Source organism: Mycolicibacterium mageritense (assembly GCF_010727475.1).
Lineage (GTDB): Bacteria > Actinomycetota > Actinomycetes > Mycobacteriales > Mycobacteriaceae > Mycobacterium > Mycobacterium mageritense.
In genome coordinates this window covers 2556734-2579646 of sequence record NZ_AP022567.1, presented here as the reverse complement: position 1 = coordinate 2579646, position 22913 = coordinate 2556734, and the positions used below count along the sequence as shown (strand labels likewise).

Sequence of the window (22913 nt, the reverse complement as noted above, 5' to 3'; positions counted from 1 at the left end):
GGAGAAGACATGTCGGCGTCGACCGATCATTCGCCACCCGAGCACGCGGTGTTCCTGGAATGGGCCGATGGCCAACCGCCGCTGGAATTTATTTTTGCCGTAGAAGACCAACTCCGACAAGTCATCAACGCACACCCGGGTCTCGGCGAAGTTGACGGCAACGAAGTCGGCAGCGGCACCGCCATTATCTATCTCTACGGTCCCGACGCCGAAATCCTCTGGCAGGCAATCGAACCAACCATTCGAGCGTTGCAACCCACCCCCACAACGGTTATCGTCCGCCCCGGAGAACCCGGCACCCCAGGCCGCGAAATCATGATCCGCACTTAAAAGTATCCCTCGGCAGCTCACTGTCAGTGAAACTTACGGAATGCGAACGCACCGCGACTTCGCAGACCGCCACACGCCAGCTCGTCGATCACGCTGGGTACCCCGCAACGGCAATACGCTGCTTCACTAAACGGGGTCATGAACTCCGCGAATCGCGTCATCTCAGATGCCGTGGCAAAGTGAACTGCCACAATTCGTCATCGTAGTTGAAACACTGCAGGTCAGCCCTTCGGCGCTGCCTCAACTAATGTGGCCACGAACGTGCGCAGTACCTACTGCGGATGGAATGCCACCGCGCCTGAGACCCAACCGACGACCACGCAGGCGGCCACGGCAACACCGATGCCGACCGCCCACGCAACGTCTTTCGCGCGGCCGCGGACGAGTGTGGTCGCGGTGACGGCCAGCAGCACCGCCGCCGTGATCGCGGCGCCGACAAGTCCGTAGCAGGCACCGATTCCCGTTGGGTCTGAACTGAATACGAGCGGCCCGAGGTCCGTCGTCGGGGCACCGAGTTGAAAGAGAACCTCTCTGCTCGCGTATTCGGGCCGCGCCGCGAAGGCCAGGCACACGAGCGTCGCCGCGGTAGCCGTAGCACTCGCCGTGATCCTGGTGGCGCGGCCACCGCATCGGCCACGCTGCAGGACGGCGCAGCCAAGCACGACAATCCCGGCGATCGCGGTCGTCACGCCTGGGCGCCCAGCCGCCCGGCCCAGCACCGACGCGTACTGCTCCGGCCCGAGTGGTTGCCCGATTCCGGTGAAGGTCAGCGAAGCGCCGAAATTCTCGAGCGTCCACCAGGGCAGGAAACTGAAGACCACGAGACAGCACGCAAGTAGCACCACGGTGCCGGTCGACAGGTCAGGCGTCGTACGTCGGCCGGCAGGTGTCACGGCCGGCTCCCCCATCGGCGCGGAAGAGGTCATGCGCAGAGCTTAGGCATTGTTGACCGCGCTCGACATCAATTGGGACGCTGGGAACTTCACCTGTGGATAGGTCAAATCCCTTCGCGTCCTTTCCATTTCAGGTCAGGCTGGATCCCGCGCCGACCGGTAGCTCGATTCTGGCGTTCTCGAGCAGCCGTTCGAGGGCCGCTTCGACTTCGGCCTTCCAGCCGAGGCCCTTGTCGAGCTCGAGCCGAAGCCTCGGGAAGTACCGGTGCGGCGAGACGACGACGAACCCGACGTCTTGCAGAAACTCGGCGTCGATCACGCACTGGTCGACCGAGCAATCTCCCAGTACTTCGATCACCGCGGCGAGATCATCCGGCGGAGAGGAGCACGCGCAGAGTTCGGCGACCGCATCAGTGCGGCCGAACGCCTCGAGCGCCCGTACGCCACGTCGAACCAGATCCCCCACCACTGCGGCGAGCAGGCTCTGCGGCAGTCCGTCGGCGATCCCGTCACCGCATTCGACGCCGACCGCGGTCAACAAGATCGCATCGGCGCTCACCGGCCCCGTCGGGAACAGCCGGGCCCGCGGTACTGCGCGCGGCGGCGCGTAGAACGCGTAGCCCAAACACGGCTCGTCACCCGTGATCGGTGGTGCGAATTCTCCGCCGTCGTCGGGCGGGGCCGCGACTGCCAGCTGACCGCACGAGCCCCACTCGAGCATCACCATCGACAGCCAAGCTTCCTTCTCGAACTCGGGGTCTGTCAGGTGGTCTTCACCCGCGAGAGTCGACGGGTCGACCTCCCAGTACACGCAGCGCCGCGCATGCTTCGGCAACTGCTCGAATCCCTCGAGCCGGAGCGGCGTAATACGTGCTGACACTAGACTCCCCGGGTTTCACACGGCGCTGCCGTACGTGGCTGCCCCTCAAGGATAGGAGAGCCGGGCAGATCCAGCCCAGCCCCCGGTGAATCTCTCATGAATGATCGCTCCACAGCCGAAACATTATGGTGCACAGCAACTTTCCTTTGCAGAGCAGTTGCGGTGTCCGCTGCTGTCCACCGATGTGTCACAGTGACGGAATAACCGCGTGTCCTTGGTCGTCCGTTTTCAGTCCTCTGATGCGCTCATCAGATCGACAATTCGCTGCAGATCATCCACCGACCCGAATTCGACCACGATCTTGCCCTTGCGTTTGCCCAGGCTCACGGTGACCCGGGTGTCGAACGTCGTCGACAGTCGTTCGGCAACGTCCTGAAGTCCCGGCATCTGGATCGGCTTGCGGCGCGGTGCGGGCTGCGTCTTGCCGTCACGGTTGGCGAGGGTCACGGCCTCCTCGGTGGCACGGACCGACAACCCCTCGGCGACGATCCGGGCCGCGAGCTCTTCCTGCGCCTCCGGCCCGCCCTCGAGTGACAGCAGCGCACGCGCATGACCGGCCGACAACACGCCTGCCGCGACCCGGCGCTGCACCGCGATCGGCAGGCGTAGGAGGCGGATCATGTTCGAGATCAACGGCCGCGACCGGCCGATCCGCGCGGCCAGTTCGTCGTGGGTGACTCCGAACTCGTCGAGCAGCTGCTGGTACGCGGCGGCCTCTTCCAATGGGTTCAGCTGCACGCGGTGAATGTTCTCCAGCAGCGCGTCGCGCAACATGTTGTCGTCACCGGTCTCGCGGACGATCGCAGGAATCGCCGACAGCCCGGCTTCCTGCGCGGCACGCCACCGCCGCTCCCCCATGACGATCTGATAGTGAGGTCCGGTATCGCCGTCGATGTCGGACTCGATCGCCCGGACCACGATCGGTTGCATGAGCCCGAACTCGCGGATCGAGTGCACCAGCTCGGCGAGTGCCTCCTCGTCGAAAACCTGGCGGGGCTGGCGCGGATTGGGCTGGATCCGTGCCGGGTCGATCTCGCGGTATGTCGCGCCGGCCTCGTCAGCGGTCACCGGTGGAGCGCTCGCGGGCGGGCCGAGCAGAACGTCGGCCGCGGTGTCGCCGATCCGCGGGCTCAAGGCATCCGAACCGTCTTCGGCAGGTCCGGTGGGAATCAGAGAGGCCAGGCCCCTGCCGAGCCCGCTGCGCTTCCGTGCCTGCTGATTCATGATCGTCTCCTGCTCATCGCTGTCTACTGGTCGGCACGGGGCGGGGCGCCGCGCTCGGCGATCTCCCGGCTGGCGTCCAGATAACTCATCGCTCCACGTGAACCCGGGTCATAGTCGAGGATGGTCATCCCGTAACCGGGCGCTTCTGACACCTTCACGCTGCGTGGGATGACGGTCCGGAGCACCTTGTCTCCGAAGTGCTCACGTACATCCTCCGCAACCTGATCTGCCAGCTTCGTCCGGCCGTCGTACATCGTCAGTATCACTGTGGACACCGACAGCTCCGGATTGAGGTGCGCCTTGACCATCTCGATGTTCCGAAGCAGCTGCCCCACACCTTCCAGTGCGTAGTACTCGCACTGGATCGGGATGAGCACCTCCGGAGCGGCGACGAGCGCGTTGATGGTGAGCAGCCCGAGCGACGGCGGGCAGTCGATGAAAACGTAGTCGAAGTTGTGGTGTTGGAGTTCTGCCAGCGCGGTGCGCAGCCTACCTTCGCGCGCCACCATGCTCACCAATTCGATCTCGGCGCCGGCCAGATCGATCGTTGCCGGAATGCAGAAGAGGCGGTCACTGTGCGGGCTCTTCTGGAGGGCCTCCTGGACCGGGATCTCACCGATCAGCACCTCGTACGACGACGGTGTGCCCGGGCGGTGCTCGATACTCAGTGCGGTGCTGGCGTTGCCCTGCGGGTCGAGATCGATGACCAGCGTGCGCAGACCTTGGAGCGCCAGCGCGGCCGCGACGTTCACCGCTGTCGTGGTCTTGCCGACACCGCCCTTTTGGTTCGCGATCGTGAAGACGCGCTGGCGCGACGGACGCGGAAGCTGTCCGTGCGGGGCGTGCAGCACACGCGTCGCCCGCTCGGCCTCCACCGCGATGGGCGTGTCCATACTGGCATCGGAGGTCCACGACGGGTCTGTCCCGCCGTTCCAGGTTTCACGTGAAACATTGCCATTGGGAGCCGTCTCGGCCGCCTTGGTCTGACCCGAACGCATCTTCATCTCCTGCCCGCCTTCCCCCGTGATCCCGGGGTTCTCCCGATCGGTCGTCCGCGTTCCGATCTGGACGTCCCGCGCCGCGCGTCGACGACGGTTACGGGAGGGTTCAAATAGTTCGCGCCACATCTCACTACCCTGGCATCCACCGCACCCAGCGATGCCATCACACGCCGGTGCTCGCTGATCTCCGCCTCCGCACGCTCACCCTTGATGGCCAACATCCGACCACCCGGTCGCAGCAGCGGCATACTCCAGCGACACAGCTTGTCCATCGCGGCCACCGCACGCGACGTCACCACATCCATCGCACCGACTTCTTCACGCACACTGCGATCCTCCGCTCGACCCCGGACCACTCGCACGTCGAGATCCAGTTCGGCGATCACTTCGTTGAGGAATTCGCTGCGGCGCAACAGCGGCTCGATCAAAGTCACATCTATATCTGGCCGGGCGAGATGGAGCGGGATGCCGGGAAGGCCGGCGCCGCTGCCGACGTCGGCCACTCGCTCCCCTGCCTCAATCAATTCGCCCAGCACCGCACTGTTGAGAACGTGACGTTCCCATAGTCGGTCTACTTCTCGCGGGCCGATGAGACCGCGCTCAACCCCGGCCCCTGCGAGGATCTCCGTATAGCGGACAGCCAGTTCGACGCGCTCGCCGAACACATCGATGGCCGCTTGGGGTGTCGCGGCAATCGGGCCATGTTTCACGTGAAACATCCTCCCGTACTCCCGTGGGATTGCCGCGACAAACTACACCCGTGTAACTAACAATCAGCCGAGCAGAACCACGACGCGACGCGACGGCTCGACGCCCTCGCTCTCGCTACGCACACCGTCGACGGCAGCGACCGCGTCGTGGACGATCTTTCGTTCGAACGGCGTCATCGGCGCGAGCTCTTCACGCTCCCCCGACTCCAGAACGCGCCGGGCCACCTTGTCGCCCAGCGCCGCGAGCTCGTCCCGCCGACGCCGACGCCAGCGCGCGATGTCCAGCATCAGCCGGCTCCGCTCACCGGTCTTCTGGTGCACGGCCAACCGCGTCAACTCCTGGAGCGCGTCGAGCACCTCGCCCTTGCGGCCGACCAACTTGCTCAGGTCGCTGCCGCCGTCGATGCTCACCACTGCCCGGTCCCCCTCGACATCGAGATCGATGTCGCCATCGAAGTCGAGCAGATCGAGCAGTTCCTCGAGATAGTCGCCGGCGATCTCTCCCTCGGCAACCAAACGCTCTTCCAGATCGTCGTCGGCTGTCGCCGCGGGCTTGGTCTCCTCGGCCTCCACGTCCGGGGTCACCTCAGGGTCCGCGGCCGGATCCGTCGTCTGCGCGTCTGTCATGTTCGTCTTCTCCCTACTTTCGCCAGTCCGAAACTGGTCAACGCTTCCGCTTCTTGGGTCGAGCTCCTGGCTTGGGTGTCCGGCCGACGGCGCCGTCAGAACCGTCCTTGGCACCCGTCGAACCCGTCGAACCCGTGGTCTGCTCGTCCTGCCCGGCATCGCCCGCGTCGGCTGTCGCGACCGGCTCCTCGGTCTGCGTCTTGCGCGCCCGGTTCGGTTTCGCTCCCGGCGCCGGGGCGTTGGCCGCCCGCCGCTCCAATGCCTCTTGCTTCTTGGCTTCTTCTTCCTTCTCGATCATCCCGAACACATAGTGCTGCTGACCGAACGTCCAGATGTTGTTGGAGAACCAGTACAGGATGATCGCCAACGGCAGGAACGGACCACCGACGACGACGCCGAGCGGGAACACGTAAAGCGCGAGTTTGTTCATCATCGCGGTCTGCGGATTGGCGGCGGCCTCTGGACTCTGCCGGGCCACCGACGCACGGCTGTTGAAGTACGTCGCGATGCCGGCCAGGATCATGATCGGCACACCGACCAGGATCACCGACATCCGGTTGAATTCGGTGAAGGCGTCCAGACCGGTCTTCTGGATCATCGTGGCGCCCAACGGTGCACCGAACAGGTTCGCGTCCAGGAAGTGCGCGACATCGGTGGGGCTGAAGACGTAGTTGCCGGTCGCGCGGTTCTGCTCGACAGTCAACTGGATCTGCCCGAAGCCACCCTGGGTCCGGTTGAACGACCGCAACACGTGGAACAAGCCGAGGAACACCGGGATCTGCGCGAGCATCGGCAGGCAACCGAGGATCGGGTTGAACCCGTGTTCGCGCTGCAGCTTCTGCATCTCCAGCGCCATGCGCTGACGATCCTTGCCGTACTTTTTCTGCAGAGCCTTGATCTGGGGCTGCAACTCCTGCATCTGGCGCGTGGTCCGGATCTGGCGGACGAACGGCTTGTACAGGATCGCGCGCAGGGTGAACACCAGGAACATCACCGACAGTGCCCACGCGAAGAAGTTGGAAGGCCCCAGAATGAAGGCGAACGCCTTGTACCAGACCCACATTATGGCCGACACCGGGTAGTAGATGATGTCGAGACTGAACCAATTAAACATAGGACTCGTTTCTGCCGTCTGAGACGGCATCAGCGGGTTGAGCGTGGTCTCGGCGGACCGGGATTGGATCCCATCCTCCCCGATGCCACGGACCGCATTTCAACAGCCGGACCGTGGCCAGCCACCCGCCGTACAGCAGGCCGTACTCGGTGAGTGCATCCACTGCGTACTGGCTGCACGTCGGGGTGAACCGACATGTCGGCAACCGCAGCGGGGAGATCGTGTGCCGGTAGAGCTGGATCAGAAAGATCACACCGCGGGCAGCGCGGGCACCCAATCGACGAATGATCGGGGTGGTCATCGGGACGTCGTCCCGCGGCGCGCATCCACGCGGTCGAGAGCCGCGTGCAGCTGTTGCTCCAACCGCGGCGAGAGGGCGTCCCGACACGTGGGCCGGGCACGAATGACGACCAGATCAGCAGGGTCCAGTCGAGGAAGTACAGTGCGGGCGGCGTGCCGCAATCGCCGGGACACCCGGTGCCGTTCCACCGCGTTCCCGACGGATTTGGAGACAACGAGCCCGACCCGCGGACCACTCGGGTCAGCCTCGGCGCGCAATGCGTGTACCACTACATCTGGTTGTACCGCACGCACACCACGGCTGACAGTGGCAGAGAACTCCGCGGATCGCCTCATCCGGTAACGAGCCGGAAGCACCGCGCTAGATCCTGCGTCGAATCACGCAGTGAGCGCGCGACGGCCCTTGCTACGCCGGTTGGAGACGATGGCGCGACCCGCACGGGTCCGCATGCGCAGCCGGAACCCATGCACCCGCGCACGGCGCCGGTTGTTGGGCTGGTAGGTCCGCTTGCCCTTGGCCACGGCAATCTCTCCTTGTTCCATATGGCACCCGCGCCTCACCCCCACCGTTCGGTGCAGAGTGGGACGCGGTAGCCGCTTTTAAGCTCGGTTAAGCTCGTCCGTCGTGCTTTACTAACCAGCGCGGTCTCCGGGCGGACCCGGGCGCAGCCGTATCGCCACGTGCGGGCGACTGCTCGAGGGTACTGACGAGATTTCGCTGGGTCAAACCTCGCACTTGCGCACCTCCTGCACGGATGTCCAATGTTGCGGAACTGTTGGCACTTCGACTGAAAACTGTTAGCTTCTGGCAATGCCGTTCCGCGCCGGATCGGACCCGAACAACGAATCGCGATCGTCGTTCGACCCGGGAGCTTGACCCACCCACCCATGTGACGAACCCCGGCCACGACGCACTCGCTCCACACAACAGAACGACGGCGACTGTCCTTTCTCCACAAGCTGTGGATAAATATGTGGACAGTTCGTCATCGTTCTTTTGGTCGTCCCTGGATGCAGACGTCCAGGACCTCAGAGGGGGTAACCGTCATTGACCGCTGACCCCGATCCACCGTTCGTCGCGGTCTGGAACACGGTCGTCGCCGAGCTCAACGGCGACACCGACATCCCGGGTGCCGGCCACGCCGACCCCACGGTGCCCACGCTGACTCCTCAGCAAAGGGCCTGGCTCAAGCTCGTCAAACCTCTCGTGATCACCGAGGGCTTTGCTCTGCTGTCGGTCCCGACCCCCTTCGTGCAGAACGAGATCGAACGTCATCTGCGCGAGCCGATCATCGCCGCGCTGAGCCGTCGACTCGGCCAGCGGGTTCAGCTCGGGGTCCGCATCGAGGATCCGCCTGCCGAACCCGAACCGGAAACCCTCTTCGACGCCGTGGTTCCCGACCACGCCGATGAAGTCGACGACGACCGCGACGCGCAGAACAACGCCGAGGAAAGCTGGCCCACGTACTTCAGCAGCCCGGCGCAGGACACGTCGGCCAGTGACGCCAACGCGGTCAACCTGAACCGGCGCTACACGTTCGACACGTTCGTCATAGGTGCGTCCAACCGGTTCGCGCACGCCGCGACGCTGGCGATCGCCGAGGCACCCGCCCGGGCCTACAACCCGTTGTTCATCTGGGGTGAGTCCGGCCTCGGGAAGACCCACCTGTTGCACGCCGCGGGCAACTATGCCCAACGTCTCTTCCCCGGCATGCGCGTGAAATACGTCTCCACCGAGGAATTCACCAACGACTTCATCAACTCGCTGCGCGACGACCGCAAGGCCTCGTTCAAGCGCAGTTACCGCGACATCGACATCCTGCTGGTCGACGACATCCAGTTCATCGAAGGCAAGGAAGGTATCCAGGAAGAGTTCTTCCACACCTTCAACACGCTGCACAATGCCAACAAGCAGATCGTCATCTCGTCCGACCGGCCGCCCAAACAGCTCGCAACGCTCGAGGACCGGCTGCGGACGCGGTTCGAATGGGGCCTGATCACCGACGTGCAGCCCCCCGAGCTGGAGACACGCATCGCGATTCTGCGCAAGAAGGCCCAGATGGACCGGCTCGACGTGCCGGACGACGTGCTCGAGCTCATCGCCAGCAGCATCGAGCGCAACATCCGCGAGCTCGAGGGCGCGCTGATCCGCGTCACCGCATTCGCATCGCTCAACAAGACGCGCATCGACAAATCGTTGGCGGAGGTGGTGCTGCGCGATCTCATCGCCGACGCCACCACGATGCAGATCAGCACCGCGGCCATCATGGCCGCCACCGCCGAGTACTTCGAGACCACGGTCGAGGAGTTGCGGGGCCCCGGCAAGACCAGGGCCCTGGCCCAGTCCCGTCAGATCGCGATGTACCTGTGCCGCGAGCTGACCGATCTCTCGCTCCCGAAGATCGGTCAGGCGTTCGGCCGCGATCACACCACGGTCATGTATGCCGAGAAGAAGATCCGGGGCGAGATGGCGGAGCGGCGTGAAGTCTTCGACCACGTCAAGGAACTCACGACGCGGATCCGCCAGCGCGCCAAGCGCTGAGCGTTCCACGCACCCTCACACCCGTGTTACGGCGCGGTGTCCGTCGGCCGTCCGGCGAAAAATCTGCGAAAAACTTCTGTCACTTCGGGCTACAGAAGTCACAGCTCACCGCTGTGGATACCGCTGTGCACAACTTGAGGGCAAACCACAGGACAACTGCCGCCGCCATCCACACCACCGCAGCTGTCCACACCCCGAATCACACTGTTTTACTGATCTCCACACACCATGCACATCGCGACACACCGACAGTCCTGCGCAAATCCCGGTTCATCCCCAGAATCCACAGCACCTAATACTGTTACTTGAATATCTCCCAGAGATTCTTTTCAGAAGAAGCCTGTTGGGGACAGCTCGTCCGCATCGGGCCTGTCGGCGCCCGACGCACACGAGCTCACCCCGATCGATTAGCTTTCAAGTTCATGCGGAAAGCTCTACGGTGGTTCTTCGACGGCGCTTCCCGGCGCTGCGTCCCGTAACCTTCGGCTGTCGTGACGCACGCGGATAATCGCTGGCTAGAGCTTGTTGTGGGGATCATCGAAGGGGCACATAAGACGTGGCGACGACGACGGCTGGGCTGAGCGACTTGAAGTTTCGCGTGGTGCGCGAAGACTTCGCCGACGCAGTGGCATGGGTGGCCCGTAACCTGCCGACCCGACCCACGATCCCGGTGCTGGCCGGCGTCCTGCTGACCGGCACGGACTCTGGCCTGACCATCTCCGGGTTCGACTACGAAGTGTCGGCCGAAGTTCAGGTCAGCGCTGAGATCGCTTCTCCCGGAAGCATTTTGGTCTCCGGCCGACTCCTCTCCGACATCACCAAGGCGCTGCCGGCCAAGCCCGTCGAGGTGAGCGTCGAGGGCAGCCGGGTGTCGCTGACCTGCGGTAGTGCGCGCTTCTCCCTGCCGACACTCGCGGTCGAGGACTACCCGGCGCTGCCCGCGCTGCCCGAGGAGACCGGCGTGGTGGCGTCCGATCTGTTCGCCGAGGCCATCGGGCAGGTGGCCGTGGCTGCCGGCCGTGACGACACGCTGCCCATGCTGACCGGCATCCGGGTCGAGATCTCCGGCGAATCAGTGGTTTTGGCGGCGACGGACCGGTTCCGCCTCGCGGTGCGTGAACTGACCTGGGCCACCAGTGCCCAGGATGTCGAGGCCGCGGTGCTGGTGCCCGCGAAGACTCTCGCCGAGGCGGCCAAGGCCGGCACCGACGGCACCGAGGTGCATCTGTCGCTGGGTGCGGGGCAGTCGGTCGGCAAGGACGGGCTGCTCGGCATTCGCAGTGACGGCAAGCGCAGCACCACGCGACTGCTCGACGCCGAATTCCCGAAGTTCCGTCAGCTCCTGCCCAACGAGCACACGGCGGTCGCCACCATCGGGGTCGCCGAACTGACCGAGGCCATCAAGCGTGTGGCCCTCGTCGCCGACCGAGGCGCGCAGATCCGCATGGAGTTCAGCGACGACGTGCTGCGGCTCTCGGCGGGCGCCGACGACGTCGGCCGGGCCGAGGAAGATCTGCCGGTGGTCTTTGCCGGGGAACCGCTGACCATCGCGTTCAACCCGACGTACCTGACGGACGGTCTGGGATCTTTGCACTCCGAACGTGTGACATTCGGCTTCACGACACCCAGTCGTCCCGCGGTGTTGCGGCCCGCGGGTGAAGATGATGGCAGTGCCGGTGCGGGGCCGTTCCCCGCGGCACAAACGGATTACGTCTACCTGTTAATGCCGGTGCGCCTACCAGGCTGATCGGCTCGGCGAGAGAAGGGGCGCACATGCAACTGGGGTTGGTCGGCCTGGGCAAGATGGGCTTCAACATGCGCGAGCGGCTCCGGGGGGGTGGCCACGAAGTCGTCGGTTACGACCCGCGCCCCGAGGTGAGCGATGTGGCGAGCCTGGCGGATCTCGCGGCTGCGCTCGAGGCCCCGCGGGTGGTGTGGGTGATGGTGCCGTCGGGTTCCATCACGCATGACACCATCGTGACGCTGTCCGAGGTGCTCAGCCCCGGTGACTTGGTGATCGACGGCGGCAACTCGCGCTACACCGAGGACGGGCCGCACGCAAAGTTGTTGGGCGACAAAGGAATTTCCTACATCGACGCGGGCGTGTCCGGCGGTGTCTGGGGCTTGACCGAAGGCTACGGGCTGATGGTGGGCGGCAGCGATGCCGACGTTGCTCGAGCCATGCCGATCTTCGACACGCTGCGCCCACCCGGTGAGCTGTCCGACGGATTCGTCCACGCCGGCCCGGTCGGTGCCGGTCACTACGCCAAGATGGTGCACAACGGCATCGAGTACGGCCTGATGACCGCCTATGCCGAGGGCTACGAGCTGTTGGCCGCCGAGCCCCTGATCACCGATGTCCAGGCGGTCATCCAGGCCTGGACCAACGGCACGGTGGTGCGGTCATGGCTGCAGCAGTTGCTGGCCAAGGCCCTCAAGGAAGATCCGGGATTCGACGAGATCACCGGTTACACAGAGGATTCCGGTGAAGGCCGGTGGACGGTCGAAGAGGCGATCAACCACCGCGTGCCCATGCCTGTGATTGCGGCGTCGCTGTTCGCGCGGTTCGCGTCGAGGCAGGAGGACTCGCCCACCATGAAAGCCGTGTCGGCGTTGCGCAACCAGTTCGGCGGTCACGCAGTCCAGCGCATCAGCGAGTCCGGTTAGCTTCGTCGGGGACGCGGAGCACAATAGGTACCGCGGTCTCGAGGAGCACACGAACCGTCGGACACGAGGAGGAGTACGGTGCATGTCCGTCATTTGGGCCTGACGGACTTCCGATCCTGGGCGCATGTCGAGCTCGACCTCGAGCCCGGGCGCACCGTATTCGTCGGTCCCAACGGCTTCGGTAAGACCAATCTCGTTGAAGCCCTGTGGTATTCGGCGACGTTGGGATCACATCGGGTGGCGTCGGACGCGCCGTTGATCCGGGCCGGGGCCGAACGTGCGATCGTGTCCACGATCGTGGTGAACGACGGTCGTGAACTCGCCGTCGACCTGGAGGTGACCAGCGGGCGGGCGAACAAGGCGCGGTTGAACCGGTCGCCGGTGCGCAGCGCCAGGGAGATCCTCGGGGTGCTGCGTGCGGTGTTGTTCAGCCCGGAGGACCTTGCCCTGGTCCGCGGGGATCCGGGTGACCGGAGGCGGTATCTCGACGAGCTGGCGACCACCCGTCGCCCGGCGATCGCGGGTGTCCGCGCCGACTACGACAAGGTCGTGCGGCAACGCACAGCGCTGCTGAAAACCGCTGCGGGAGCACGCTATCGCGGTGACCGCAGCGTGCTGGACACGCTCGACGTGTGGGACGGTCACCTCGCGGCACACGGCGCGGCGTTGATCGCGGCCCGCGTCAATCTGGTCGAGCAACTGCACCCCGAGGTGGAAAAGGCCTACCAGCTTCTCGCGCCGGCGTCGCGTCCTGCTGCCATCCGGTATCGCAGCGCCGTCGAGGCCATCGAGCAGGCCCCCGGGGCGCAGAGCGTCGAGTTCTACGAAGCAGCACTGCTTGATGCGTTGGCCCGGCGCCGGGACGCCGAACTCGAGCGCGGCGTGTGCCTGGTGGGTCCACACCGTGACGACCTCGAGCTGCGATTGGGTGACCAGCCTGCGAAAGGTTTTGCCAGCCACGGTGAGTCGTGGTCCATGGCACTGTCGCTGCGGCTCGGCGCCTACGAGTTGTTGCGGTCAGAAGGCACCGACCCGGTGCTTCTGCTCGACGATGTCTTCGCCGAGTTGGACACCTCGCGGCGCCGGTCGCTGGCGACGGTGGCCGGCGCGGCCGAGCAGGTGTTGGTGACGGCGGCGGTGGGTGATGACATTCCGGCGGACTGGGATGCCCGGCGGATCGAAGTTCGGATGGTCGACGAGGACCAGGGGCGGGTCTCGGTGGTGCCGGAGGCGTCGTCATGACGGACGACCCGAGCGGCGAAGGGATTCCGCCGCTGCCCGAGCATCTGGCCGGGCTGCGCGGCATGGATCTGGTCCGCCGGACGCTCGAGGAGGCCCGGGGCGCGGCCCGTAGTCAAGGTAAGGATGTGGGACGGGGCCGACGCGCGCCGATCCGCAAGGCCGCGCCGACAGGACGCCGCAGGAGCTGGTCGGGGCCTGGCCCGGACCGCCGGGATCCACAGTTGTTCGGCGCGGCCACGCAGGATCTCGCAAGATTGCGAGGCTGGTCGGACCGGGTCGCGGAAGGCTCGGTGTTCGGTCGCTGGCGCGCCGTGGTGGGTGACCAGATCGCCGAGCACGCCACCCCGACCGGGTTGACCGACGGCATACTCACAGTGTCGGCCGAGTCGACAGCGTGGGCCACCCAGCTGCGGATGGTGCAGGCGCAGTTGCTCGCCAAGATCGCCGCGGCTGTGGGCGATGGTGTCGTCACGTCGCTGAAAATCATCGGTCCGGTAGGCCCGTCGTGGCGGAAGGGACCGCGGCACATCCCGGGCCGAGGCCCGCGCGACACATACGGCTAGTCGCGCCGATGCGGTGACGAATTCGCCGCTGAAGCGTCCTCACGCACCGACGGCCGAGAAATTCCGTGCACGGCGCTGACAGATGGGCAGAAACGCCGCCGCAGCATCGGTCCTACCGGTATATGGCGGTAGACTGGCTGACGGATCTCAGGGCGGTACGTCGACCGCCTCCCGCGAACCCCAAGGAGACGCGTCCAACGTGGCTGCCCAGAAGAACAATGCGCCCCAGGAATACGGTGCCGATTCGATCAAGGTTCTCGAAGGTCTGGAAGCCGTCCGGAAACGCCCCGGCATGTACATCGGTTCCACCGGTGAGCGCGGTCTGCACCACCTGATCTGGGAGGTTGTGGACAACGCCGTCGACGAGGCCATGGCCGGCTTCGCCACCAAGGTCGACGTCCGCATTCTCGAGGACGGCGGCGTTCAGGTCACCGACGACGGGCGTGGCATCCCGGTGGCCATGCACGCCACCGGCATTCCCACAGTCGACGTCGTCATGACCGTGCTGCACGCGGGCGGAAAGTTCGAAGAAGGTGCCTACCAGGTCTCGGGCGGTCTGCACGGCGTGGGCGTCTCGGTCGTCAACGCCCTGTCCACCAGGCTTGAGGCCGATATTCGTACGGACGGCTACGAGTGGTTCCAAACGTATGACCGGTCGGTGCCGGGAACCCTCAAGCAGGGCGACAAGACCAAGGAGACCGGTACCACCATCCGGTTCTGGGCCGACCCGGACATCTTCGAGACCACCGACTACGACTTCGAGACCATTGCCCGCCGGTTGCAGGAGATGGCGTTCCTCAACAAGGGGCTGACCATCGAACTCACCGACGAGCGGGTTGCCGCCGAAGACGTCGTCGACGAGGTCGTCCGGGACACCGCCGAGGCACCCAAGACCGCCGACGAGAAGGCTGCCGAGGCCGCCGGACCGCACAAGGTCAAGCACCGGACGTTCCATTACCCGGGCGGTCTGGTCGACTTCGTCAAGCACATCAACCGCACCAAGAGCCCGATTCAGCCGAGCGTGATCGATTTCGACGGTAAAGGCCCCGGTCACGAGGTCGAGATCGCGATGCAGTGGAATGCCGGTTACTCGGAGTCGGTGCACACGTTCGCCAACACCATCAACACCCATGAGGGCGGTACCCACGAGGAGGGGTTCCGGTCGGCGCTCACGAGCGTGGTGAACCGGTATGCCAAGGAGAAGAAGCTCCTCAAGGACAAGGATCCCAACCTCACCGGCGACGACATCCGCGAAGGTCTGGCGGCCGTGATCTCGGTGAAGGTGTCACAACCACAGTTCGAGGGGCAGACCAAAACCAAACTCGGTAACACCGAAGTCAAGTCGTTCGTGCAGAAGATCTGCAACGAGCAGCTGACACACTGGTTCGAGGCCAACCCCGCTGAGGCCAAAACCGTTGTGAACAAGGCGGTTTCCTCCGCTCAGGCGCGTATCGCGGCGCGTAAGGCCCGGGAGTTGGTGCGGCGTAAGAGCGCGACCGACATCGGTGGGTTGCCGGGCAAGTTGGCCGATTGCCGGTCGACGGATCCGCGTAAGTCCGAACTGTATGTGGTGGAGGGTGATTCGGCGGGTGGCTCGGCCAAGAGCGGCCGGGATTCGATGTTTCAGGCGATCCTGCCGTTGCGCGGCAAGATCATCAACGTCGAAAAGGCCCGCATCGATCGGGTTTTGAAGAACACCGAAGTCCAGGCGATCATCACGGCGCTGGGCACCGGTATTCACGACGAGTTCGACATCGACAAGCTGCGGTATCACAAGATCGTGTTGATGGCCGACGCCGACGTGGACGGTCAGCACATCTCGACGCTGCTGTTGACGTTGTTGTTCCGGTTCATGAAGCCGTTGATCGAGAACGGTCACGTGTTTTTGGCGCAGCCGCCGTTGTACAAGCTCAAGTGGCAGCGTCAGGAGCCGGAGTTCGCCTATTCCGACCGGGAGCGGGATGCGTTGCTGGAGGCGGGTAAGGCCGCCGGTAAGCGGATCAATGTCGATGACGGCATCCAGCGGTACAAGGGTCTGGGTGAGATGGACGCCAAGGAGCTGTGGGAGACCACGATGGATCCCACCGTGCGGGTGTTGCGTATGGTGACCCTCGACGACGCCGCCGCGGCCGACGAACTCTTCTCGATCCTGATGGGCGAAGACGTCGAGGCGCGCCGCAGCTTCATCACCCGCAACGCGAAAGACGTTCGCTTCTTGGATGTTTAGCGGTTTGCGTAGACTGTGAGGGTTCGGCCGGCTCATGTCGGCCGGACCCGCCACGCCAAGTACGCCCTGAGCCGTCCGACGGAGGTCTCGACGTGACCGTACCCCCGCCACCCGGCTCGTGGCCGCCACCGCCGGAATCCGGGGATAACGAGCCACGATTCGGTGAGCCGAGTATCTCGCCGCCACCTCCCGCTCCGAGCTGGGACCAGCTCTTCGAACTCGACGACATCCGTCGCCCGACCGCCCGGCCTCAGCCCCAACGTCGGAAACCGGACCCCAAGTGGGTGCTCGCGGCACTGGCCGCGATCGCGTTGATCGTGGTCATCGCACTGGTGGTCTGGTTGGTCCCGTCGGACCGGGGAGCTGAATCCGCTTCTGGCTCAACGTCTTCGGAAGCCAGCCCGGCGGTACAGGATCCAGCCGTCAAGGAGGCGCAGGCTCGGTTGTCGGAACTGATTCCCGCGGGTTACCCGGCCGGCAGCTGTAAACCGACACCGGCGCCGAGCTTCGCCGTCGCCGCCATGACGTGTGAAAAGAACTCCGATCCCGGTGGCCCGGTCACCGCTACCTACACCCTGGCCCGAAGCAGGCAGGATCTGTCGGCAGCGTTCAACGAGATCGTGAAGAAATCGGTCACGGTGGAATGCCCGGGGCGGATCCAGTCGCCCGTTCTCTGCCCGACAGGCGTGTCGAAGCCGCTTCGGGAACTGCGTCAGTGATGATGGGGGCAGTGGTCGTGAGGTAGGAGGGGTCTGGGGATGACTGACGCTTCGGCTGATGGTTGGACCCTGTACTTCTATGATTTCCGCCAGCGGTTCGTACCGGTGGACGACGTGGTCTCAGGGTTGGGTGATGTCGAGGCCTGGGCTAAGCGAAACGGTGCGTGTGATGGCACTCCGTTCTTTCTTGATCCGTGGGGCCGGGCCGATGCTTTGGTGAACGCCTATTGGCGTGATCCGCTGGTGCGGGGACGAGCAACGGGGACGTTGCGTCGTTACGCCTTGTCGTTGAAGGTGTGGCTGGATTTTCTGCACGCGATGGGCGTTCGCTGGGATCAGGCGTCGCGATCGGAGTTGGCTGCGTTCAAGGAGTGGCGTTTGTCGGCTGAGGAGAATCCTCAGCACGTGAGTCCCAACAGTTTCTGTGTTGATCGCGCGGCGATCCGTACTTTCTACTCGTGGGCGGCTGAGCAGCACGGAATCGACAACCCCGTCCGAGCCCGTGCGATTGCCACATCTTGGATGGGCGGGGGCCACGTCGCGTTGGAGAGCACTCCGTCGGGGATGCGCAGGGCCGACGTGAAATGGCTTACCCCACAGGCATTTCGGTTGTGGCGGAACCTGGGGTTGCGCGGTTTCACGATGGAGGGCGTGCCGCGAGACGATTGGCGGGGAGCGACTGAGGATCGAGACGTCGCCTTCGTGGAGGGGTTGTTCGGGACGGGTTTACGAATCGGCGAGTGGGCCAGCATGTTGACCATCGAGGTGCCCGAGCCGGGCTCTGAGGGGCTCCTGCGTTCGCGCGTCGCATCTCGTTGCGCGAAGGGCGGTAGCGGGCGAGCGTTCTGGATGCGGCGCCGCGTCGCCCAACAAGTCCACTTCTATCTGCGGGAAGGTAGTCGCACTGCTGCTGTAGCGCGTGCGCAACGTGCTGGTCGCTATGAGCAGGTTGCGGATCGTTGGATCGTTGAACATGTTCGCCGGGGTGGGCAGCTGGAGGTCATTGATGCGACGGGATCGCATCGTACGGTTCGGCTGGAAGCACTCGGGCCCTCGACACGAATGATGTTGTTCCGCCGGGGACGCGATGGCCTGGAACCGATGTGGCTGTGGCTGAATCACGACGGGACACCTCGCCCCAAACATTCCTGGTACAAGACATTCGACCGCGCGAACACCAGGGTCGCGAAAGTGCTTGCACCATCAGGGGGTACGTCGTTGTGGTGCCGTCCCCACATGCTGAGGCATTCCTTTGCGCTGCGGTGGTTTTGCATCGCCACATTCGTCGCGTGGCGCCGTACCGATACGTTGACGAAGCAGGAGCAGCGCGACTTCCGCAATCAGCTTGGCGATGTCTGGTTTCTGCTGGCGACACTTCTCGGACATCGCAGTGCCGAGGTGACACGCAGCGTCTATCTGGAGCCGTTTCAAGCGTTGCAGGTGGAGGAGCTCATCGCGCTGATGGATACCGACGATCGGCAATCCCTGGAACGTCTCGTCGCAACGGTCGGCGTGGGCGAGCCTCGTGTACTGACAGTGCCAATGTGACGGGTCACCGTGCGGCGCAGCCGGGTCCGGCCTGGCGACCGGTTTTGCGGCGACGCGGGCTGATCGTCACGTTCGTTAGCGAGGATGGCACGCAGTCGAAGGACTTCGACTTCGGTTCACTGCCGGGTGCTGACGGAATCCGCCGCGATTTCTCGATCGCGTTCGAGGATGTCACCGGTGTCCTGGGCGTATCCAAGCGGTTGAGGGGTGCTGGCGCGCTGTGGCAGTCTGCCCGGCATGCCTGCTGCTGGCTCGCCGAAAACCGGCCAGAAATGCAGGGACTGGCTGAGTTGTCCGCCGCGGATGCCCGGCTCCTCGCCCTATCGTGTCGGGTACCCAGCGGTCCTGGCCCGTTGCATAGCCTGAAGACGCTGCTGCGTTCTAGTCCTGTCGTTTCCGACGACGCACGCCAGGCGTTTACGCGCGTGCGTCACCCGAAGACGAACACGGCGCGCCAGCCCTATTCCACCGAGGAGATGCGCCGCATCACAGTCGTCGCACGGGGAATGGTTCGACGGGCACGTGCCCGATTGCAGACTCATTGGCAGATGGTCGACCACTATCGTGCGGGACGGTTCGATCACCTCCCCCGCGCAGACCCCGGTCGTAGTCTGGCCGAAGTGCTCGATCACTGCGCCCGTGAGGGAGACTTCCCTCGTACTGTTTCGGGTGCAAGGGCTTACGTGACGCGGCGGGTAGCCGCCGCAGCCGGTGGATACCATCTTCAGTCGTTCCTGCATCTCAGCCCGGGCGAGGTATGGGCATTTGGTGTTCTCCTCGCCGGACTGACCGGCCTGAACCTGTCGACGCTGGACTCGCTGCCGGCCCCACACCGACACGCCAGCAGCCCCGATGAACCCGGCATCGTGTTCGTCAACACCAACAAGCCCCGTCGTGGGAAACAGTCGGTCATGACGGTGCCGGTGACCGCGCTGCGCCCCGAACTGCTTCCGCTTGGCGGGGAGAATCGGCGCGCAGCAGTGGCCAACACATCGCTGACAACCGCGTACGGGGCCTTCATGTTGCTGCTGGAACTGACCGAACCGGCCCGCGCGCTGACCGGGTCCCAGCGCGCTTTCATCTACTACAGCGGCCAGCCCGACTACGTCGAACAGAAACCCTTCGGATACGGAATCAGCAGCACAGCGTCCGGAGTGAACGCTCGACGGCGGTGGATGGCACCATGGCTCAACGGTGATCCCGACCAGGATGGCTTGCTCCTCGGGATCAGCATGGATCGGCTGCGCAAGACCTACCTGGAACAGGTCCGAAAACCCACATCCCACAGCCCGGCCACGTTGGCTCGCTATCTGAGTCGCATGGACCCTATCAGGAACGAGGGATTCCAGATCGTGGCTGAAGCTCTCGATGAGCAGGTCGCACGAGCACTGGCCCGACGCTCGATGACGGTGCAGCCGGAAACCGACGACATCGGGTCCGGTCAGGACGCCGTGTTGGGTACGTGCGCTGATTTCGAGCACTCGCCGATCGACGGTCAACGGTGCCGCCAGTCGTTCATGGCATGCCTTGACTGCAGCAACGCTCGCGCCTTCCCGCGCCACCTACCCGTTCAATTGGTCGTGGCCGACCGGCTTCGTGGCCTGCGCCAAGAGATGCCCATCGGGCAGTGGATCGCCGAGCACGCGGGCCCTCTCGCGCAACTGGACGCCATCTTCGCCGAGTTCGAGCAGGCCCAGCTGAGCGCCGCGCGCGCCGAGATCACCGACAGCGATCACCGGACGGTCAACCTTCTGCTGACAGGAAACCTCGAAGCATCATGACGGAACCGGCTGAAGCTATCGACGTCGTGGCAGGCATCCACGTCGGTCCCGCAACAGAGGTCGTGATCAACCGCACTCTTCACATCGACGGGATCTGCTGCCGATTCGGTGACCCGGTGTGGGATCTGTCCGCGGCGATCGAAGACCGACACAGCGCTGGACAGGCCGTGCACTGGGAGGGATTTCCGATGCCATTTCGTCATGCCTGCAAGCTCTACTTGTTCGCCCTTCTCAACGTTGTTGACGACGCACCCCGGCTTGACAGTGCTCGATCGCTCTATCCGCACGTCAAGACGATCTTGGGCGAGCTGGTGCCGTTGCGGAGGTTCACGTCGTGGTTGGTGGAGCGAGGTGTCACATCGTTTGGCTGGGTCAGCGCCGAACACCTCGACGACTATCTGCGCCACGTCACCGAGACCAGCGGTGTCAGCGCCGGGTCCAAACGCTCAGCGCTGCAGGCTATCAAGCGTCTACACCTGTACCGGGATGCACTGCCCGCGTATTGCCGGCTCCCCGTGGGTCCTTTGTGGGGCGGTGCGAGTGCACGCGGCCTGGCCAACTACGAGTCATCCTGGGGCAAACCGAACACGACACCACGAATTCATCCCGATGTCATGGAGCCGCTGCTCTCGGCGGCGTTGGTGGTCAGCCACACGGTCGCCGCCGATCTACTTCCTGCAGCACGCAACCTTCTCGCAATGCGCAATCTGGCCCATCAGATCGCCCCGGACATTCGTCGGGCTCGCACTCGCACCGTGTCGGTGTTCGAGACCACCAAGGCCCAACTCGAATGCCTGCTTGCGGCACTGGGCCGCAATGACGCCGCACTGCCAGGTATCCGGACGGGCGACACGGCCGCTGTCGACCTGGCGGGTCTGGCGGTGGGTGGATGGCTGCACCACACCGAACTGAAACGCATGAAAGAGACCCCTGTCCTGCTAGCCAGGTCTGGGTTGCCGATCGACGTGGACATGTTGCGCGCCACTACATTCAGCGCCATCGGTCCGCATTGCTGGCGTGAAACCCCCGTCGATGCGGGTGAACTCGTCGAACTGCTGCGCCACGTCACGACTGCCTGTTTCGTCGTGATCGCCTACCTGTCGGGTGTCCGTACCGGCGAGGCGCTCAACCTGCGACGCGGATGCATCAGCCGGGACTCCAAGTTGGCGTTGACTCTCATGTCCGGCCACCAGTTGAAGGCCGAAGGGACGCGCAGGGACCGCTCGCCGGCCACGATCCCATGGGTCGTGACCGACGAAACCGCCCATGCCGTCAGCGTTCTTGAGCAGATCACGGTGAGCGATCTACTCTTTCCGGGTTTCAAGTTGTTCTCCGAGGACCAATTTCGCTTCGGCGCTACCCGGACGAGAACACCCGGCTCCATCAACACTGACATCGCCAGCTTCATCGAATGGTTCAACCATGATGTCGCTCCAGCAGTCAGCCATCCGCTGATCGGCACCGACTCGCACGGCGCAATCCAGGTACCGCGCTTGCGACGCACACTGGCTTGGCATATCGTCCGGCGGCCCGGCGGAACGATCGCCGGCGCAACGCAATACGGCCACCTGCACACACAAATGATCCAAGGCTATGCCGGCGGAGCTGATGCAGGATTCCTCGACGACATCACCTTCGAAGACTTCCTCCACCGTGCTGAGATCATCCACGACGATTCCCAACGACTCGAGCGCGGCGAGCACGTCTCCGGTCCGGCTGCCGATGAATACCGGGCCCGAGTCGCCAGGGCAAGCGCATTCGCGGGTTTGACGGTAACCACCAAAGGCCAGATCAACCAGGCGCTATCGAACCCCGACTTACAGATCCACCACGGCGCCGTCGTGACCTGCGTGTTCCGGCGCGAAACCGCAGCCTGCCTGGAACCCACCGACAGCTCAACGGAACCCTTCTGGAGTCGATGCCGTTTGGGCTGCGTCAACGCCGCCCGGACCGACCGCGACGCGGACAACCTGCGCCAGCATGTCAACGCATTCCAACAAGACCTCTCGACCCTCGGACTCCCCGAACCACTGCGACAACGAATTCACGCCCGCCTGACCGAGCACCGAAAGGCCCTCGCAGAACACGAATCCAGCCGACCGGCGACAATCCCACAACAGTGCGGAGAGAACGAATGACCCTGGGGCGCGAAGCCAACCGCAACGAGGAGGAACGACTTCTGGTCCAGGCCGCCATGCTTCGCCTCCGCGAGAACAAAGCCGAGCGGAGCAACGGTGCCCACACTGTCGTGGCCCTGGCTGACGAATCCGGAATACCACGGCAGAGACTCTACGAACATCACAGCGACCTGCTGAACGAGTTCAAGGCATCGGTCGGGTGCGGACCCGTCTTTCCAAATGCCGAGGCTCTGCAACGACGACTTGCACAGGCCCGTGATCACAACCAGGAACTAGCTGCCGAAAATGCTCAACTGCGAAGAAAAAACAGAACGCTCTCCGCGGTGATCACCGAACTCACGCACGAAACCTCCGGAGCCAACGTCATTGTTCCGATGCCACGAAAACACGCGGGGCGGAATCGCTGA

22 protein-coding genes are annotated in these 22913 nt (G+C 64.4%); 12 read left to right on the top strand and 10 right to left on the bottom strand.

Annotation, left to right across the window (positions count from 1 at the left end; translation table 11 throughout):
• Positions 1–9: 9 nt before the first annotated feature.
• Positions 10–330, top strand: coding sequence for a hypothetical protein (locus G6N67_RS12125; RefSeq protein WP_051578577.1), 321 nt, complete (start codon positions 10–12; stop codon positions 328–330).
• Positions 331–602: 272 nt separating this feature from the next.
• On the opposite strand, the gene G6N67_RS12120 is transcribed toward G6N67_RS12125, so the two are convergent.
• From G6N67_RS12120 to rpmH, 10 genes are all read right to left on the bottom strand, one after another.
• Positions 603–1256 (bottom strand): hypothetical protein, encoded by a 654-nt coding sequence (locus tag G6N67_RS12120; protein WP_036430552.1) that lies wholly within the window; start codon positions 1254–1256, stop codon positions 603–605.
• Between the two features lie 97 nt (positions 1257–1353).
• On the bottom strand, positions 1354–2103 hold the full coding sequence (locus tag G6N67_RS12115; RefSeq protein ID WP_036430550.1) for a hypothetical protein: 750 nt from the start codon (positions 2101–2103) through the stop codon (positions 1354–1356).
• A 228-nt stretch (positions 2104–2331) separates the two neighbouring features.
• A complete protein-coding gene (locus G6N67_RS12110; protein ID WP_036430548.1) occupies positions 2332–3327 on the bottom strand; it encodes a ParB/RepB/Spo0J family partition protein in 996 nt (331 codons plus the stop codon).
• Between the two features lie 23 nt (positions 3328–3350).
• Entirely contained in the window at positions 3351–4325 is a 975-nt protein-coding gene (locus tag G6N67_RS12105) for a ParA family protein (RefSeq protein WP_179976858.1), read from the bottom strand.
• A 2-nt stretch (positions 4326–4327) separates the two neighbouring features.
• Positions 4328–5047: a 16S rRNA (guanine(527)-N(7))-methyltransferase RsmG gene (gene rsmG / locus G6N67_RS12100; RefSeq protein ID WP_081812457.1), complete on the bottom strand. Its 720-nt coding sequence runs from the start codon at positions 5045–5047 to the stop codon at positions 4328–4330.
• 54 nt (positions 5048–5101) lie between these two features.
• Complete coding sequence (locus G6N67_RS12095; protein WP_036430544.1) at positions 5102–5665, bottom strand: Jag family protein; 564 nt, start codon at positions 5663–5665, stop codon at positions 5102–5104.
• Positions 5666–5702: 37 nt separating this feature from the next.
• Entirely contained in the window at positions 5703–6779 is a 1077-nt protein-coding gene (gene yidC / locus G6N67_RS12090) for a membrane protein insertase YidC (protein ID WP_036430542.1), read from the bottom strand.
• The gene (yidD, locus tag G6N67_RS12085; RefSeq protein WP_051578576.1) at positions 6772–7080 is read right to left on the bottom strand and encodes a membrane protein insertion efficiency factor YidD; all 309 of its coding nucleotides are present in this window, start codon (positions 7078–7080) and stop codon (positions 6772–6774) included. Before yidD ends, yidC begins: the two co-directional genes overlap by 8 nt.
• The gene (gene rnpA, locus G6N67_RS12080) at positions 7077–7436 is read right to left on the bottom strand and encodes a ribonuclease P protein component (protein WP_073911198.1); all 360 of its coding nucleotides are present in this window, start codon (positions 7434–7436) and stop codon (positions 7077–7079) included. Before rnpA ends, yidD begins: the two co-directional genes overlap by 4 nt.
• Positions 7437–7457: 21 nt before the next feature.
• Positions 7458–7601 (bottom strand): 50S ribosomal protein L34, encoded by a 144-nt coding sequence (gene rpmH, locus G6N67_RS12075; RefSeq protein WP_036434894.1) that lies wholly within the window; start codon positions 7599–7601, stop codon positions 7458–7460.
• 526 nt (positions 7602–8127) lie between these two features.
• On the opposite strand from rpmH, the gene dnaA reads away from it, so the two are divergent.
• From dnaA to G6N67_RS12020, 11 genes are all read left to right on the top strand, one after another.
• The gene (gene dnaA, locus G6N67_RS12070) at positions 8128–9621 is read left to right on the top strand and encodes a chromosomal replication initiator protein DnaA (RefSeq protein WP_036430540.1); all 1494 of its coding nucleotides are present in this window, start codon (positions 8128–8130) and stop codon (positions 9619–9621) included.
• 556 nt (positions 9622–10177) lie between these two features.
• Positions 10178–11368 carry a DNA polymerase III subunit beta gene (dnaN, locus tag G6N67_RS12065; protein ID WP_036430537.1) on the top strand — a complete coding sequence of 397 codons (1191 nt, stop codon included), beginning with the start codon at positions 10178–10180 and terminating at the stop codon, positions 11366–11368.
• Positions 11368–12288 (top strand): phosphogluconate dehydrogenase (NAD(+)-dependent, decarboxylating), encoded by a 921-nt coding sequence (gene gnd, locus G6N67_RS12060; protein WP_268951288.1) that lies wholly within the window; start codon positions 11368–11370, stop codon positions 12286–12288. The genes dnaN and gnd overlap by 1 nt, the downstream gene beginning before the upstream one ends.
• Positions 12289–12366: 78 nt before the next feature.
• Positions 12367–13530 carry a DNA replication/repair protein RecF gene (gene recF / locus G6N67_RS12055; RefSeq protein WP_036430532.1) on the top strand — a complete coding sequence of 388 codons (1164 nt, stop codon included), beginning with the start codon at positions 12367–12369 and terminating at the stop codon, positions 13528–13530.
• Complete coding sequence (locus G6N67_RS12050; protein ID WP_036430530.1) at positions 13527–14093, top strand: DUF721 family protein; 567 nt, start codon at positions 13527–13529, stop codon at positions 14091–14093. Before recF ends, G6N67_RS12050 begins: the two co-directional genes overlap by 4 nt.
• A 199-nt stretch (positions 14094–14292) precedes the next feature.
• The gene (gene gyrB / locus G6N67_RS12045; RefSeq protein WP_036430528.1) at positions 14293–16320 is read left to right on the top strand and encodes a DNA topoisomerase (ATP-hydrolyzing) subunit B; all 2028 of its coding nucleotides are present in this window, start codon (positions 14293–14295) and stop codon (positions 16318–16320) included.
• A 92-nt stretch (positions 16321–16412) separates the two neighbouring features.
• The gene (locus tag G6N67_RS12040) at positions 16413–17039 is read left to right on the top strand and encodes a hypothetical protein (RefSeq protein WP_131524624.1); all 627 of its coding nucleotides are present in this window, start codon (positions 16413–16415) and stop codon (positions 17037–17039) included.
• Positions 17040–17078: 39 nt separating this feature from the next.
• Positions 17079–18587 carry a site-specific integrase gene (locus G6N67_RS12035; RefSeq protein WP_036430526.1) on the top strand — a complete coding sequence of 503 codons (1509 nt, stop codon included), beginning with the start codon at positions 17079–17081 and terminating at the stop codon, positions 18585–18587.
• Complete coding sequence (locus tag G6N67_RS12030; protein ID WP_081812456.1) at positions 18584–20368, top strand: hypothetical protein; 1785 nt, start codon at positions 18584–18586, stop codon at positions 20366–20368. The genes G6N67_RS12035 and G6N67_RS12030 overlap by 4 nt, the downstream gene beginning before the upstream one ends.
• A 26-nt stretch (positions 20369–20394) precedes the next feature.
• Positions 20395–22506, top strand: coding sequence for a site-specific integrase (locus G6N67_RS12025; protein ID WP_235684121.1), 2112 nt, complete (start codon positions 20395–20397; stop codon positions 22504–22506).
• Complete coding sequence (locus tag G6N67_RS12020; RefSeq protein WP_036430524.1) at positions 22503–22913, top strand: hypothetical protein; 411 nt, start codon at positions 22503–22505, stop codon at positions 22911–22913. Before G6N67_RS12025 ends, G6N67_RS12020 begins: the two co-directional genes overlap by 4 nt.